The organism is Pseudomonas sp. TE3644 (genome assembly GCF_056278815.1).
Genome location: NZ_JBWBQF010000001.1, coordinates 1363940 through 1378071 on the forward strand (window position 1 = coordinate 1363940; position 14132 = coordinate 1378071).

Sequence of the window (14132 nt, forward strand, 5' to 3'; positions counted from 1 at the left end):
GTGTGGCCGCTGCCGAAGGCTGCGCAGGGCCTGTGCCCGCTGGAGAGCCTCAGGGTTCACGCCGGCGGCTACAGGGACTGCAACGCCAGGATCAGGGCATCGAGTTCGGCCTCGGTGTTGTAGGCATGCACCGAGGCGCGCACCATTTCGGCAAGGCCGCGTTGGTGCATGTCCAGCCAGGTCGATGCCGGCCCCGCCACGCTGACGTTGATGCGTGTGGGACGCTGGGCAAGGTACTGTCGGATGTCACTGGCGCTGTGCCGCTCGTGGCTGAAGGTCACCAGGCCAGTCAGCGGCCCGCCCTGGTCATGGCAGTGCACGCCGGGTATGTGCGCAAGGCCGGTGCGCAGGTAACTGCCCAGCTTCTGGATGTGCGTCCATAGGTTTTCCACGCCACACGCCAGCGCGTAATCCACCGCAGCCCCAAACCCCAGGGTGGCGGCCATGTTGTGTTCCCAGCTTTCGAAGCGCCGCGCATCAGTGCGAATCTCGTAGTGTTGCGCGGTAATCAGCGACGCCGCATGCAAGTCCAGGAACGTTGGCTCCAGGCGCTGGCACAGCTGGTGGTCGACGTACAAAAAACCGACCCCGCGTGGCCCCCGCAGGTATTTGCGGCTGGTCGCGGTCAGCATGTGACAGCCGATGGCCTTGACGTCCAACGGTATCTGCCCGGCCGCCTGGCAGGCATCGAGCAAGAACAGCACGCCGGCCGCCCGGCACAGCGCGCCGATCGCGTGTACCGGCTGTACGGCGCCGCCGTTGCTGGCAACCATCGGCAGCGACACCAGGGCCACGCCTGGTTGCTGCAAGCGTTGTTCCAGCGCCGTGAGGCACACCTGCCCGTGCTCATCGTTGGGCAGCACTTCAATAGCAATGCCGCAGCGCTGCCGCAGTTGCAGATAGGGGATGTAATTGCCGGCGTATTCGCTGAGCGAGGTCAACACCACATCGCCCGGCTTGAAGGGCAGCGCGTAAAACAGCATGTCCCAGGCGCGGGTGGCATTGTCGACGAGGGCTATTTCGCTGGCCTGGGCATTGAGCAGGCGCGCCACCGAGTGGTACACCGCTTCATGTTCATCACAGGCCGCATCAGCCGCTTCATAGCCACCCATGTCGATTTCGCGTTGCTGGTGACGATTGACGGCCTCCAGCACCACCCGGGGCGCCAATGAGGCGCCGGCATTGTTGAGGTGAATCAGCTGTTCGCAGTTGGGCGTATCGGTGCGCAGACGTTCCAGGTCGAGCATGGGGCCTCGGTGCAAAGGGGATGCAGGGGCCCCACCATAGCAGTCAGGGCGCGCCGCTTGCCACCGTCGCCGGGGCGGGCCTTGGAATGAACGCAACGCTCTGGTTGTCGTGGGCGCGGAACAGGCGGGCGCCGTTGTCGGGCTGGGTCAGCACGATGTCATGGTCTTCGCCCAGATAGCGCAGGGGCAGGGATTTGAGCGTGGGGTACTGGGCGAAGATGATGGTGCGCGCAGGGTTCCATGGCTGCCCGGTGCGTTTGGCCAGCCAGGCCATGAAGTCGGCACTGCTGCCCTGGCGGGGGTAGTCTTCGCTTTCGGCGATGTAAGTGAACGGTGCGCCGTGGTTCTGCACATACAGGGGCAGCTTATTGTCCACCTCCAGCATCACCAGGTGCCATTGATCCCAGGGCGCCTGCCGACTGGCGCGCGCCTGCACGTCCTGGCCAAAGCGGATGATGCCGCCGTTGCCGTTGGTCCACGGGTAGGCAACCCCCACCACCACAATCATCAGCACCGCGCTGATGCCGATGCCGCGGCGCCAGCGCAGGCTGCTGGCCGGCCGCCTGGCCAGGTACTGCGTCAGCCAGGCGGCCCCCAGCAACTGGGCAAAGGGCACCAGGGGCAGCACGTAGTAGCTGCGGCGGCTGCCGCACGCGGTGAAGAAAGCGAACATCAACCCCAGCCCCAGCACCAGCCACCGCGTGCTGGCGTCGGTGTTGCGCCAGTTGCGCACGGCCAGCCACAGGCCGATGAGCCAGCAGGGTGCCCAAGGCAGCGTGTACACCGGTAGATACACCAGGTAGGTATAGAGGGGCCCGAAGTTGTCGAACGGTTTGAAAAACCGCACCACGTTTTCCCGTATGACCAGGGCCAGGCCGCTTTCGCCATACGTGGGTTCGCCGTACAGGTGCGATAACACGAAGGGAATCATATACACCAGCCCGGCCACGATCAGGGCGGCGCCCATGCGCAGGTTCAGGTGACGCTTCCAGCGGCTTTCGCCAACCAAGTGGGGCAACAACATCAAGCCGGGCAGGATGAAACCGATCAGCCCCTTGAGCAGGGACGTCAGCGCCAGAATCAGGAAAAATGCCACATAGCGAGAAAAGCGTGTGTCCAGCGGCCCGCGCCAATACCACCACACCGCAGCCAATACGCCGAACACAGTGAGCACGTCAGCGGTAGCCACCCGCGACCACACCAGGAAATAGAAGGTGGTGGCCAATAACCACCCGGCGATCAGCCCGGTGCCTTTGCGAAACAGTTGCTCGCCGATCAGGTACACCAGCCAGATGCTCAGCCAGGCGGCGATCACCGAGGGCAGGCGCAACGACCAGTGCCCCAGGCCGCCCAGCAGGCCCGCAGTGGCAGTGATCAGCCAGTAGGAGGGCAGGGGCTTGTCGTAATAGGGGGCGCCCTTGAGATAGGGGTCGAAGTAGTCACCGCTTTGCAGCATTTGCAGGGCAATGTTGGCCCAGCGTGTTTCGGCGCCCCACAGCTCGCGCTGGCCCAGCCCCAGTAGCAGGGCGACAGCGGACACCCCCAGCAGCAGGATGAGCGCGCCGCGCTCGCTCTTGAAGTAACGCAGGAGTGTTTCTTTCATCAGTCAATGATCGCCAGGCCTGGAGAAGTGCGGCCAAAGACTAGGGCGTGCGGCGTCAGGAACGCGTGACTGAATTGAGAAAAAACCGTTGATGGCGTTTTGGATGAAATTGCTGCGGGGCGCCCTGGGTTCACGTCGTTTTGACCGGCGCCGTTTCACACTTTAGCCGCTACAGACCGCGTCGTCTGCATCGCGGCCAAGGCCGGCTCCTACCACGGACGGCGTAGGAGCCGACTTTAGTCGCGATGCAGACGACGCCATTTCAAGACAGTTGCTGCTACAGGCGGCTACGGATTGTGTATTTCATACCATTGTGGATCGGTACATGACATCGAGACGTCCCTTCGTACTACTGCTGGTCATCACTACGCTGCTGTTCTTCGTCGCCCTGGGCAACCATCAGTTGCAGGGCTCCACCGAGCCCAGGGTCGGTGGCATCGCCATGGAAATGCATTTGTTGCACGACTGGGTCACGCCACGGCTCAACGGCGAGCCTTTCCTGGAAAAGCCCCCGCTAAGCCTGTGGCTCGACAGCGCGGCCATGGCGGCGTTCGGCCCCAGCACCTGGTCGGTGCGGCTGGCATCGGCGCTGGCAGGGGTGTGCAGCGTGATGCTGCTGTACGGCTTTTTGCGCCGTAACGCCCGCCCCGTTGCCGTGGCCGTTACGGCTGGCCTGATGCTGGCGACCACGGCCAGCTTCTGGGGCAACGTGCGCCAGGTGGGCGAGGACTCGCTGCTCAGCCTGGGTGTCAGCCTGGTGCTGCTGGCGTTCTATCAGGCCAGCCAGCGCCGCAGCCTGGGCAGCGCATGGTTGTTCATCGTCGGCATCGCCATCGCTACCTTGAGCAAGGGTGTGCTGGGCCTGGCCCTGCCCGGCGTGGTGATCTTCGCCTGGCTGGTGGCCGAGACCGTGCAACAACGACGCGTGAACCTGGCGCGGTGGCTATGGCCTGCCCTGATGACGCTGGTGGGGTTGTTGCCACCGCTGGTCTGGCTGGGCTTTCTGTACCAGCAGGGTGGCGCGCAGGCGCTCAAGGATGTGCTGTGGGCCAACAGTGTCGGGCGCTTCAGCGGCTCGTTCACCGAGGCGGGGCATTTCGAGCCGTTCGATTACTACCTGGGCAAACTGCCCGAGGCTTTCCTGCCCTGGAATCTGCTGGTGTACCTGGGGCTGTGGCATTTTCGCAAGCAGTGGCGCGTGCAACCGCATCTGATGTTCTTCAGCCTGTGGGTACTGGCTCAGTTCGCGTTGCTGACCGTGGCGTCGAGCAAACGCATGGTGTACCTGATGTCGCTGGCGCCTGCCGCCGCAGTGATCGGGGCTGAATACGCCAGGGTGTTGATCGCCCGGCTGCAGGCCTGGCGCGGCCACATTGCCTGGCAACGCGCGGCAAGCGCAGTGATGGGTGTGCTGGTCGTGGCGTATCTGGGCGTGGCGGTGTGGGTGGTGCCCAAGGCGGACCGGGGTGAGTCGTTCCTGCCGCTGACCGAGCAGATCCATGCGCTGCAAGCCCAGGGGCACACGGTGGCGCTGGCCATGCCCAGCGAGCGGCTGGCGGGGGCGGGGGTGTTTTACAGTCAGAGCCTGCTGCCGGCATTGCCCAGCGATGAAGCGCTGACGCACTTCCTGGCGCAGAGGCGGCAAAATGTGGCGGTGATGGAGCGTACCAGCGAGCCGGGGGCCGGGTTCTCGGTGGTGAGCAAAGTCGTGGTGGGGGACCGCGCGTATTATTTCTTGAGCGCCCGTGATTGAGCGCTCGCCGCGCGATGGTTGTGGGCAACCTTCACCGGCCTCTCGCGAGCAAGCTTTGCTTGTAGCAGCGGCCGATAGGCCGCGTCACTGACGCCGCGCACTGACTGAACCAGCGCGCCGCCTGTGACGCAGCCTTCGGCAGCTGCTACAGAGGTGCGGCGCACACTGTGGGAGCAAAGCTTGCTCGCGATACAGGCGACGCTATGTTGCGTCAGGCGATCACTGCCACTTCTGGTGCGGGATGGGCAGGTTGCACGACTCGCCACGACCGATCGGGAAGTAGGTAATGCCCTTCTGCGCCAGGCGCTCCACGTCGTACAGGTTGCGGCCGTCAAAGATCACCGGGTTGGCCAGGCGCTTGTGGATCAAGTCGAAGTCCGGGGCCTTGAACTGCTGCCATTCGGTGCAGATGATCAGCGCGTCGGCGCCGGCCAGGGTGGCCTCCGGGGTGCCCATCAGCATCAGCTTGCTTTCTTCGCTGTACAGCAACTGGGTTTGCTGCATGGCTTCCGGGTCGAAGGCACGCACCTGGGCGCCTGCCGCCCACAGGGCTTCCATCAGTTCGCGGCTGGGGGCATCGCGCATGTCGTCGGTGTTGGGCTTGAAGGCCAGGCCCCAGAGGGCAAAGGTACGGCCTTCCAGATTGCCTTTGAAGTAGGCCTTCACGCGCTCGAACAGCTTGTGCTTCTGGCGCTCGTTGATGGCTTCCACGGCCTGCAGCAGGTCGTTGGAGCAGTTGGCGGCCTCGGCGGTGTGGATCAGCGCGCGCATGTCCTTGGGGAAGCACGAGCCGCCATAGCCGCAGCCGGCGTAGATGAAGTCATAGCCAATGCGCGGGTCGGCGCCCATGCCCAGGCGCACCGCTTCGATGTCAGCACCTAGGTGCTCGGCCAGCTCGGCAATCTGGTTGATGAAGCTGATCTTGGTGGCCAGCATGCAGTTGGCGGCGTACTTGGTCAGCTCGGCGCTGCGCAGATCCATGAACAGGATACGGTCGTGGTTGCGGTTGAACGGCGCGTACAGGTCACGCATCACGTCGCGCACTTCCTGGCGCTCGCAACCGATGACAATGCGGTCGGGGCGGCGGCAGTCGCGCACCGCCGAGCCTTCCTTGAGGAATTCGGGGTTGGAGACGATATCGAACTGCAGGGTGCGACCGGCCTTGGCCAGGGCTTCGTTGATGTGCTTTTGCAGGGCATCACCGGTGCCCACCGGCACGGTGGATTTTTCTGCGACGATCAGTGGCGCCACACGGTGACGGGCAATGGCGTCGCCCACCGAGAACACGTATTTGAGGTCGGCCGAACCATCGTCACCCGAGGGCGTACCCACGGCGATGAACAGCACCTCGCCGTGCTCGATGGCCAGCTTCTCGTCGCTGGTGAAATGCAGGCGACCGCTGTCCAGGTTCTCGCGCACCAGGGCTGACAGGCCCGGCTCGAAGATAGTGACATGGCCCTTGGACAGTTGCTCGACCTTGTGCTGGTCGATGTCCATGCAGATCACGTCATGGCCCACTTCTGCCAGCACGGTGGCTTGCACCAGACCTACGTAACCACTACCGATAACACTGATTTTCATTGCGCAGATCCTATGGCTTGTTGCCGTGTGTACGTCGCGAATTGATGGTCAGCACACCGAGGACGACCAGCGTCACCCCCAGGCTTTTCAACAGCGAAAAATGTTCATTGAAGGCTGGCAGGCTGGCTGCCAGCAGGTAAACCAGCGCGTAGCTGATGCTCAGCAGCGAATACGCGCGGCCCAGGGGCAAGTGTTGCAAGGCCCCCAGCCAGCACAGCATCGACAGTGCGTAGGCGAAGATCGCCGCCATCACCACCCCCAGCGCCAGCCATGGCACCGGCCCGTTGAGCAGGGTGTCCAGCCACTGGGCCGGCACCGGCAGGCGCGTCATGCTCCAGCGCATGCCCAGTTGCGCGCTGCTCACCAGCAGCACGCTGCCGCCGGCCAGGGCAAAACCCTGTGCGCGGCTCATGCCTGCCATCCCAGCAACAGCACGCCGGCCATCACTACGCCCACGCCCAGCCAATGGCGGGCGTCCACGTGTTCCTTGAAGACAAACCGCGCCACCAGGGTGATCAGCACAAAGTTGAGGCTGAGCATGGGGTAGGCGATGCCCACCTCCAGGTGTTGCAGCACCAATAACCACAGCAGCAGGCCCAGGCCCAGGCACAGCAGGGCGGCCCACAGCCATGGCGTGGCCAGCATGGCCATGGCGCCGCCGGGCGCGTCACGCCAGGACTCCACCGCCAGTTTTTGCGCGATCTGTCCCAGGCACGTGAGCGTGCAGGCGGCCAGCAACAAGAGAAAGATCATGGCGCCGTCTGGTCGAAAATGAAGATCTTGATGTTGCCCTGTTCGTACTGCTTGCCGTCTTTGGGCAGCAGGTCGACTTCGTGGCTCTCGTCGCTGCTCTTGACCCGCATCACCACGCCCACCGAGCCTTGGCGACGCGCCTGGGTCATCCACGCCTGCACCTGGTCGAGGTCGACCCCGCGGTCACTGGCGTCGGCATAACTTTGCCCATACTTGGTTTCGCCCACGGTGTTGTAGAGGTACACCGTGGGGCGTGCCACGTGCCAGGCCAGGGCCGATGCCGCGCCCAGGTCGTTGCTCAGCAAGGTGTGAGTGCCGCCCAGTTCCTGGGCGTGGTCGGCAATGAAGGCGTCCGGCGTCTTGTTGAAAACCACCTTGTTGGGCAGCGCGGCGGGCAGCAGCGCCACCAACAGGCCCATGCCCACGGCTGGCGCGGCCCACAGGCGCAGGGGCTGGGTCAGGGCCAGCAGGTTGGCCACGGCAACCCCGGCCAGGGCCACGGTGATCAGCGTCAGGTGCTGCGGCTCGTCGATGTACACCGGCTTCTTGTGCTGCAGCCAGGCAATCACGGCCAGGCCCAACAGGCCCATGGCCAGGTTCAGCGCCGCATTGCAGCGCAGCATCAAGGTTTTGCCCTGCGCCAGGCTGTGGCTCAACAGGTGGCCTGCCAACAGTGCCAGCGGCAGCATGCAGGGCAGGATATAGGTCGGCAGCTTGCCGCGGCTCAGGCTCAAGAACGCCAGGGGCAGTAGCAGCCACAGCAGCACGAATACCGCCTTCGGCTCGCCACGGGTGTGCCAGGCCTGGCGCACGGTGGCCGGCAGCAGCAACGCCCAGGGCAGGCTGGAGAGCAGCAGCAGTGGCAGGTAGAACCAGATCGGTTCGGCGTGCTGCGCGTCGTCGGCGGCAAAGCGGCGGATGTGCTCGTGCCAGAAGAAGAACGACCAGAAGTCGGACTCCTGATGGTTGACCATCAGTGCCCAGGGCGCCGACACCAGCACGGCCACCAGCACGCCGAACAGGCCGAAACGGACCAGTTCGCCGAAGCGCTTCTGCCAGATCATCCAGGGCAGGGCGACCAGCACCGGGAATACCCACGCCAGGAAACCCTTGGTCATGAAACCCATGCCGCAGGCCAGGCCCAGCAGGCCCCAACTGAGCAGGCGCTCACGGGGCGTGCGGCTGTCGATGGCAAACCACAGGGCCACCAGGCTGAGGTTGACCCACAGCGTGAATTGCGGGTCCAGGTTGGCATAGCCGGCCTGGCCTGCGACCAGCCCGAAGCTCATGTACAGCACGGCGCAGATCACGCCCTTGCGCTTGTCGGCCCACAGACGGTTGGCCACCCAGTACGTCAGCAGGGCGCTCAGGCCAAGGCTCAAGGCCGAGGCCACGCGCACGCCGAACAGGTTCTGGCCAAACAGCCACTGGCCGATGGCAATCAACCAATAGCCGGCGGCAGGCTTCTCGAAATAGCGCAGGCCCATGAAATGCGGCGCGGCCCATTTGCCGGTCAGCAGCATCTCCTGGCTCATTTGCGCGTAGCGGGTTTCATCGGGAATCCACAGCCCGTGGAAGGGCAGTGGCAGCAGGTAGAAAAGCCCGAATGCCAGCAGCAAGACGGGCAGGGACCAACGCTGGCTCATGGTGTTTGAACCCCAAGCCAGCCTTCGCGTCCTTCAAGCACGCCACGGGTCAGTTGCTCCACCGGCAGGGTGCCGGTGTCTTGAGGCAACAGTTCACCCAGCGGTTGGAACTGTATCTGTCGCTCGCGCGCCGTTGCCAGCAAGCGGCGGAAATCTTCAGCCATCAGAATCCCTTCAACCTCGGCATGAATGGTGTAGTTGTTCAATCCTTGCGGCTTGAAACGTTCCAGTATGTAGTCGTTGAAGCTTTGTGCACTGACCGTCGGCCCCACGACCTCGTCAAAGGTGGGCAGGTCCACGGGTATCTGCACGGTGCCGGCCGAACCATCGGCCAGGCGTGGCTGGAACAGGTGGGTGCCACGGCAATCGCTGTTGTAGCGGAAACCGAAATCCTGCTTGGCCTGTACCACGCGCTCGTCGGCGCGCCAACCAGCGGCGGCGGAGCAATCGATGCGCTGCCCGAGGATGTCGTTCAGGGTTTCCACGCCCCGGCGGATCTGCTCGTGCAGTTGTGCGTCGCTCCAGCGACCGGTGTTGGCCTGCCAGCCATGGTGATCCCAGGCGTGCAGGCCAACCTCGTGACCCGCGTCGCGGGCCTGGCGCATCAAGTGCCCCAGGTCGCGCCCGATCGGCTTGCCGGGCCAGGCGGTGCCGGCCAGCAAGATGTCCCAGCCGTACAGGCCTGCGGCGTTGGAACGCAGCATTTTCCACAGGAATTGCGGGCGGATCAGGCGCCACAGGTGGCGCCCCATGTTGTCCGGCCCGACGCTGAAGAAAAACGTCGCTTTCACGTTGGCTTCGTCGAGCAGTTCGAGCAACCGCGGCACCCCTTCACGGGTGCCTCGGTAGGTGTCGACGTCGATGCGCAGACCTGCCTGCATTAACGCTTGCTCTCGATTTCGACCATGGCTTCGCGAAGGAAGAAGTCCAGGGTCTTGCCGATGGTTTCGCTCAGCTCGATGGTCGGGGTCCAGTCGATCAGGCGACGGGCGTTCTCGATGCTCGGGGTGCGGTGGGTCACGTCCTGGTAGCCGTTGCCGTAGAACGCCTTGCTTTCGATTTCGCGGAAGCCTGCGAACGGCGGGAAGTTGCCACGCAGCGGGTGGGCTTCGAACTGACGCAGCAGCTCTTCGCCCAGTTGGCGGATGCTGGCTTCGTTGGTCGGGTTGCCGATGTTGATGATCTCGCCGTCGCACTTGCCATCACGGTTTTCGATGATGCGTGCCAGGGCTTCGATGCCGTCATCGACGTCGGTGAAGGTACGTTTCTGCTCACCACCGTCTACCAGGCGGATCGGGGTGCCTTCCACCAGGTGCAGGATCAGCTGGGTGATGGCGCGCGAGCTGCCGATACGCGCCGAGTCCAGGCGGTCCAGGCGCGGGCCCATCCAGTTGAACGGACGGAACAGGGTGAACTTCAGGCCCTTGTCGCCGTACGCCCAGATGACGCGGTCCAGCAGTTGCTTGGAAACCGAGTAGATCCAGCGCTGCTTGTTGATCGGGCCGACCACCAGGTTCGAGGTGTTCTCGTCGAAGTGTGCGTCCTGGCACATGCCGTAGACTTCCGAGGTCGACGGGAAAATCACGCGCTTGTTGTATTTCACGCAGTGACGGACGATTTTCAGATTTTCTTCGAAGTCCAGTTCGAACACGCGCAGCGGGTTGCGGGTGTATTCGATCGGGGTGGCGATGGCCACCAGCGGCAGCACCACGTCGCACTTCTTGATGTGGTATTCGATCCACTCGGAGTGGATGCTGATGTCGCCTTCCACGAAGTGGAAACGCGGGTTGCCGCGCAGGTGTTCGATGGCGTCCGAGCCGATGTCCAGGCCGTAGATTTCGTAGCGGTCGTCACGCAGCAGGCGCTCGGACAGGTGGTTGCCGATAAAGCCGTTGACGCCCAGGATCAGCACGCGGGTGCGGCGCACAGGGCGGCCGGCGGCTTTGCCGATCAACTTGGAACCGTCCACCAGGCCCAGCTCGCGGGCCAGTTGCGGGCCGCTCAGGTACAGGCCGTCGTTGTTGCGCTGGCCGGCGGTGATCTGCAGGGCATCAGTGCCGCAGGCGATGCGCAGCGGTTCGACGCTGATCACGTGGCCTGGCTCGAAGCCCTGGTTGCCGGCGACCACTTCGGCGCTCCAGACAATCAGCTTGTGCTCGCCCACGGCGCAGAAGGCGCCCGGGTAGGGCTGGGTCACGGCGCGTACCAGGTTGAACAGTTGTTCAGCCGGGCGGCTCCAGTCCAGCAGGCCATCGGCCGGGGTGCGGCGACCGAATACGGTGGCCTGGCTTTCGTCCTGTTCGGTCTCGGTGACTTCGCCCTTGGCCAGCAGCGGCAGGGTGTCGTGCAGCAGGGTGCTGGCGGCGTCACGCAGCTTGGCGTGCAGGCTCAGGCCGGTGTCGGCGCGCTCGATGGCCACGCGCTGCTGGGCGACGATGGCGCCGGCGTCGGCGCGCTTGACCATGCGGTGCAGGGTAACGCCGGTTTCGGTTTCGCCCTTTACCAGTACCCAGTTGGCCGGGGCGCGGCCGCGGTAGCGTGGCAGCAGCGAGCCGTGCAGGTTGAACGCGCCTTTTTTGGCACAGGCCAGCACGGCCTCGTTCAGCAGGTTGCGATAGTAGAACGAGAAGATGAAGTCAGCGTCGAGCTTGGCGATGCGCTCGATCCAGATCGGGTGGTTGGCGTCTTCCGGCGCGTGTACCGGGATGCCTTTGCGGGCGCACAGCTGGGCGACCGAACCGTAGAAATTGTTTTCCTTGGGGTCGTCGGCGTGGGTGAACACGGCGGCGATGTCGTAGCCGGCCTCGAGCAGGGCGTTAATGCCGGCGCAGCCGATATCGTGGTAGGCGAAGACAACAGCTTTCTGATTCATGAGGCAGCCTTGCTGGAAGAGATGGAAATCGATGTTTCAGGATGAGGTTCGCTGGTGGTGCCGGCTGGGTCGTTGGCGCGCAACACTTTTTCGACGAAGAAACGCGGACGGGCACGAACGTCGCTGTACATGCGGCCCAGGTATTCACCCAACAGGCCCATGCCGATGAACTGGCCGCCGGTGAACACGAACAGCACGGCGAACAGCACGAAGGTGCCGTGGCCCGACCAGGCGGCGCCGTAGATGAGGCGCAGCACCAGCAGGGCGAAGGCGAACAGCACGCCCAGGGCGGCCATGCCGATGCCGACTACGCTGAGCAGACGCAGCGGCGTGGTGGTCATGCAGGTGACCAGGTCGAACATCAGGCTGATCAGGCGCATGGGGCTGTACTTGGAGTCGCCATGCTCGCGCTCGGCGTGCTGCACCAGGACTTCGGTGGTGTGGCGCGCGAAGCTGTTGGCCAGGATCGGGATGAAGGTGCTGCGCTCGCGGCACGCCAGCATCGCGTCGACCACGCTGCGGCGGTAGGCACGCAGCATGCAGCCGTAGTCGCTCATGGCCACGCCGGTGGAGCGCTGCACGGCCAGGTTGATCAGCTTCGACGGCCAGCGGCGCAGGGCCGAATCCTGGCGGTTGTTGCGCACGGTGCCGACCACGTCGTAGCCCAGCGCCGCCTGGGCCACCAGGTTGGGGATCTCTTCGGGCGGGTTCTGCAGGTCGGCGTCCAGGGTAATCACCAGGTCGCCGATGCACTGCTCGAAGCCGGCCATGATCGCCGCGTGCTGGCCGTAGTTGCGGTTCAGGATCACCGCCACCACCGGGCTGTTCGGGCGTTCTGCGGCGTCCTGCAGGATGTCGGCCGAAGCGTCGCGGCTGCCGTCGTCCACCAGCACGATTTCGTACTTCTGGGTCAGTTGGGCGCAGGCTGCTTCGGTGCGGCGCAGCAGCTCCGGCAGGCTCTGTTCTTCGTTGTACACCGGTATCACGATGGACACGGTGTTGATTGGGTAAGGTCTCACGGGCGGTGTTCCAGGGTTTTCTCAATGGCGCAGGCAACACGCTCGACGTCGTCGAGGGTCATGTCGGGGAACAGCGGGATGGAGCACAGGCGGGCCGAGTTCCATTCAGTGTTGGGCAGGTACACGTCCGGGAATTTCTGGCGATACCAGGTGTGCAAGTGCGTGGCAATGAAGTGGATGCCGGTGCCAATGCCTTGATCTTGAAGACCTTTCATGAAGGCTTCGCGATCCATGCCGCAACGTTCCGGGTCGATGCGCAGAATGAACAGGTGCCAGGCATGCTGTTGCGGCCAGGCCGGTTGGGTCAGCGGCAGCACCGGCAGGTGCTTGAGGCGCTCCAGATAGGCCTGGGCCAACTGCTCGCGCTTGGCGTTGATGGCGTCCACGCGTTCGAGTTGCACCAGGGCAATGGCGGCGTTGATGTCGGCCAGGTTGTATTTGAAACCTGGCTCTTGAACCATCGCCTGCGGCTTGCGGCCGTGGGTCATGCGGTCGTAGGCGTCCACGCCCAGGCCGTGGAACTTGAGCATGCGCACGCGGTTGGCGAAGGCTTCGTCATCGCTGACGAACATGCCGCCTTCGGCGCAGGTCATGTTCTTGATGGCGTGGAACGAGAAAATCGCGGTGCCTTGGGCACCGATCTCGCGGCCACGATAACGGGTGCCTACGGCGTGGGCGGCGTCTTCGATGACGCGGATGCCGTGCTGGTCGGCCAGGCGGTACAGCGGGTCCAGGTCGAAGGCGGCGCCGGCGTAGTGAACCGGGATGATTGCCTTGGTGCGCGGGGTGATGGCGGCTTCGATATCGGCCATGCTGCACATCAATGTGTCACGGTCGACATCGACGAACACCGGGGTGGCGCCCAGCAGGCAGATCATGTTGGCGGTGGACACCCAGGTCTGGGACGGGGTGATGACTTCGTCACCCGGGCCGATGCCCAGGGCCAGCAGAGCGATGTGCATGGCGCCGGTGGCGGAGGACAGGGCCACGGCATGGGCGCAGCCCACGCGGCGAGCGAATTCCTGCTCAAGCTCCTGGGCCTTGGGGCCGGTGGTGATCCAACCGCTGCGCAATACCTGCTCTACTGCAGCGATCTCCTGGTCACCCATGCTAGGACGGGAAAAGGGGAGAAAACTCTGATTCATGGCATCCTCGGAATCTGACAGGCTTATGCGCTTCGTGCGTCATACAATTCCCACTTTAGTCGTAGGACAGTCCGTTATAGAGGGTGATTATTACCGCTGCAAGCTGAACGAACGCTTGCTGAACGATTCATTGGGAGGCCTTTGGGCCGATGGGTGTGCACAAGGTTCCAGCGGGCATTGAAAGCGACTTGCAAAGGGTCCGTATGTAGGAAATTACTTAAATATAGGGCGGAATATGCAGTCCTGATGGGTTCGTTTTCCTGATGTGCAAAATGTGCGCTTTCATGTGTCAAAAAAGGGTGAGAAGGGTATGAAAATGCTGTCTCTGTGCCAGCTTTTTTAGGACCGTCCGGCTTTTACCCAGATTGCCTGTAGAGGGGCTGTTGCTGTTGCTGTTGCTGTTGCTGTTGCTGTTGCTGTTGCTGTTGCTTTGGCTCTTGATCTTGATCTTGATCTTGATCTTGATCTTGATCTTGATCTTGATCTCAGGCCCCGTTAGAGCCCTGGGCCTCC

The 14132-nt window shown here is 63.6% G+C and carries 11 protein-coding genes; 1 reads left to right on the forward strand and 10 read right to left on the reverse strand.

Annotated features, from left to right (window positions below; translation table 11 throughout):
• Positions 1 to 68: 68 nt before the first annotated feature.
• Both ACZ9GA_RS06255 and ACZ9GA_RS06260 read right to left on the reverse strand, forming a co-directional pair.
• Positions 69 to 1247, reverse strand: a complete 1179-nt coding sequence (locus ACZ9GA_RS06255) for an aminotransferase class V-fold PLP-dependent enzyme (RefSeq protein ID WP_457363489.1) — start codon at positions 1245 to 1247, stop codon at positions 69 to 71.
• Between the two features lie 43 nt (positions 1248 to 1290).
• Entirely contained in the window at positions 1291 to 2850 is a 1560-nt protein-coding gene (locus tag ACZ9GA_RS06260; RefSeq protein ID WP_457363488.1) for an ArnT family glycosyltransferase, read from the reverse strand.
• Between the two features lie 325 nt (positions 2851 to 3175).
• On the opposite strand from ACZ9GA_RS06260, the gene ACZ9GA_RS06265 reads away from it, so the two are divergent.
• On the forward strand, positions 3176 to 4603 hold the full coding sequence (locus ACZ9GA_RS06265) for an ArnT family glycosyltransferase (protein WP_457363487.1): 1428 nt from the start codon (positions 3176 to 3178) through the stop codon (positions 4601 to 4603).
• Positions 4604 to 4822: 219 nt separating this feature from the next.
• Here the strand turns inward: ACZ9GA_RS06265 and ACZ9GA_RS06270 are convergent, their stop codons facing one another.
• The 8 genes from ACZ9GA_RS06270 to arnB are packed head-to-tail and all read right to left on the reverse strand — an operon-like array spanning position 4823 to position 13619.
• Positions 4823 to 6184, reverse strand: a complete 1362-nt coding sequence (locus ACZ9GA_RS06270) for a UDP-glucose dehydrogenase family protein (RefSeq protein WP_457363486.1) — start codon at positions 6182 to 6184, stop codon at positions 4823 to 4825.
• Positions 6185 to 6194: 10 nt separating this feature from the next.
• On the reverse strand, positions 6195 to 6596 hold the full coding sequence (gene arnF / locus ACZ9GA_RS06275) for a 4-amino-4-deoxy-L-arabinose-phosphoundecaprenol flippase subunit ArnF (protein ID WP_457363485.1): 402 nt from the start codon (positions 6594 to 6596) through the stop codon (positions 6195 to 6197).
• On the reverse strand, positions 6593 to 6937 hold the full coding sequence (gene arnE, locus ACZ9GA_RS06280; protein ID WP_457363484.1) for a 4-amino-4-deoxy-L-arabinose-phosphoundecaprenol flippase subunit ArnE: 345 nt from the start codon (positions 6935 to 6937) through the stop codon (positions 6593 to 6595). Before arnE ends, arnF begins: the two co-directional genes overlap by 4 nt.
• Positions 6934 to 8583 (reverse strand): lipid IV(A) 4-amino-4-deoxy-L-arabinosyltransferase, encoded by a 1650-nt coding sequence (gene arnT, locus ACZ9GA_RS06285; protein ID WP_457363483.1) that lies wholly within the window; start codon positions 8581 to 8583, stop codon positions 6934 to 6936. The genes arnE and arnT overlap by 4 nt, the downstream gene beginning before the upstream one ends.
• Positions 8580 to 9464, reverse strand: a complete 885-nt coding sequence (arnD, locus tag ACZ9GA_RS06290; protein WP_457363482.1) for a 4-deoxy-4-formamido-L-arabinose-phosphoundecaprenol deformylase — start codon at positions 9462 to 9464, stop codon at positions 8580 to 8582. Before arnD ends, arnT begins: the two co-directional genes overlap by 4 nt.
• Positions 9464 to 11455 (reverse strand): bifunctional UDP-4-amino-4-deoxy-L-arabinose formyltransferase/UDP-glucuronic acid oxidase ArnA, encoded by a 1992-nt coding sequence (gene arnA / locus ACZ9GA_RS06295; protein WP_457363481.1) that lies wholly within the window; start codon positions 11453 to 11455, stop codon positions 9464 to 9466. The genes arnD and arnA overlap by 1 nt, the downstream gene beginning before the upstream one ends.
• Positions 11452 to 12474: an undecaprenyl-phosphate 4-deoxy-4-formamido-L-arabinose transferase gene (arnC, locus tag ACZ9GA_RS06300; protein WP_457363480.1), complete on the reverse strand. Its 1023-nt coding sequence runs from the start codon at positions 12472 to 12474 to the stop codon at positions 11452 to 11454. The genes arnA and arnC overlap by 4 nt, the downstream gene beginning before the upstream one ends.
• Positions 12471 to 13619 (reverse strand): UDP-4-amino-4-deoxy-L-arabinose aminotransferase, encoded by a 1149-nt coding sequence (arnB, locus tag ACZ9GA_RS06305; protein ID WP_457363479.1) that lies wholly within the window; start codon positions 13617 to 13619, stop codon positions 12471 to 12473. The genes arnC and arnB overlap by 4 nt, the downstream gene beginning before the upstream one ends.
• Positions 13620 to 14132: the final 513 nt, after the last annotated feature.

Coding starts and splice junctions, on each gene's coding strand:
- ACZ9GA_RS06255 (WP_457363489.1), bottom strand. CDS start 1,247: ATGCTCGACCTGGAACGTCTGCGCACCGATACGCCCAACTGCGAACAG.
- ACZ9GA_RS06260 (WP_457363488.1), bottom strand. CDS start 2,850: ATGAAAGAAACACTCCTGCGTTACTTCAAGAGCGAGCGCGGCGCGCTC.
- ACZ9GA_RS06265 (WP_457363487.1), top strand. CDS start 3,176: ATGACATCGAGACGTCCCTTCGTACTACTGCTGGTCATCACTACGCTG.
- ACZ9GA_RS06270 (WP_457363486.1), bottom strand. CDS start 6,184: ATGAAAATCAGTGTTATCGGTAGTGGTTACGTAGGTCTGGTGCAAGCC.
- arnF (WP_457363485.1), bottom strand. CDS start 6,596: ATGAGCCGCGCACAGGGTTTTGCCCTGGCCGGCGGCAGCGTGCTGCTG.
- arnE (WP_457363484.1), bottom strand. CDS start 6,937: ATGATCTTTCTCTTGTTGCTGGCCGCCTGCACGCTCACGTGCCTGGGA.
- arnT (WP_457363483.1), bottom strand. CDS start 8,583: ATGAGCCAGCGTTGGTCCCTGCCCGTCTTGCTGCTGGCATTCGGGCTT.
- arnD (WP_457363482.1), bottom strand. CDS start 9,464: ATGCAGGCAGGTCTGCGCATCGACGTCGACACCTACCGAGGCACCCGT.
- arnA (WP_457363481.1), bottom strand. CDS start 11,455: ATGAATCAGAAAGCTGTTGTCTTCGCCTACCACGATATCGGCTGCGCC.
- arnB (WP_457363479.1), bottom strand. CDS start 13,619: ATGAATCAGAGTTTTCTCCCCTTTTCCCGTCCTAGCATGGGTGACCAG.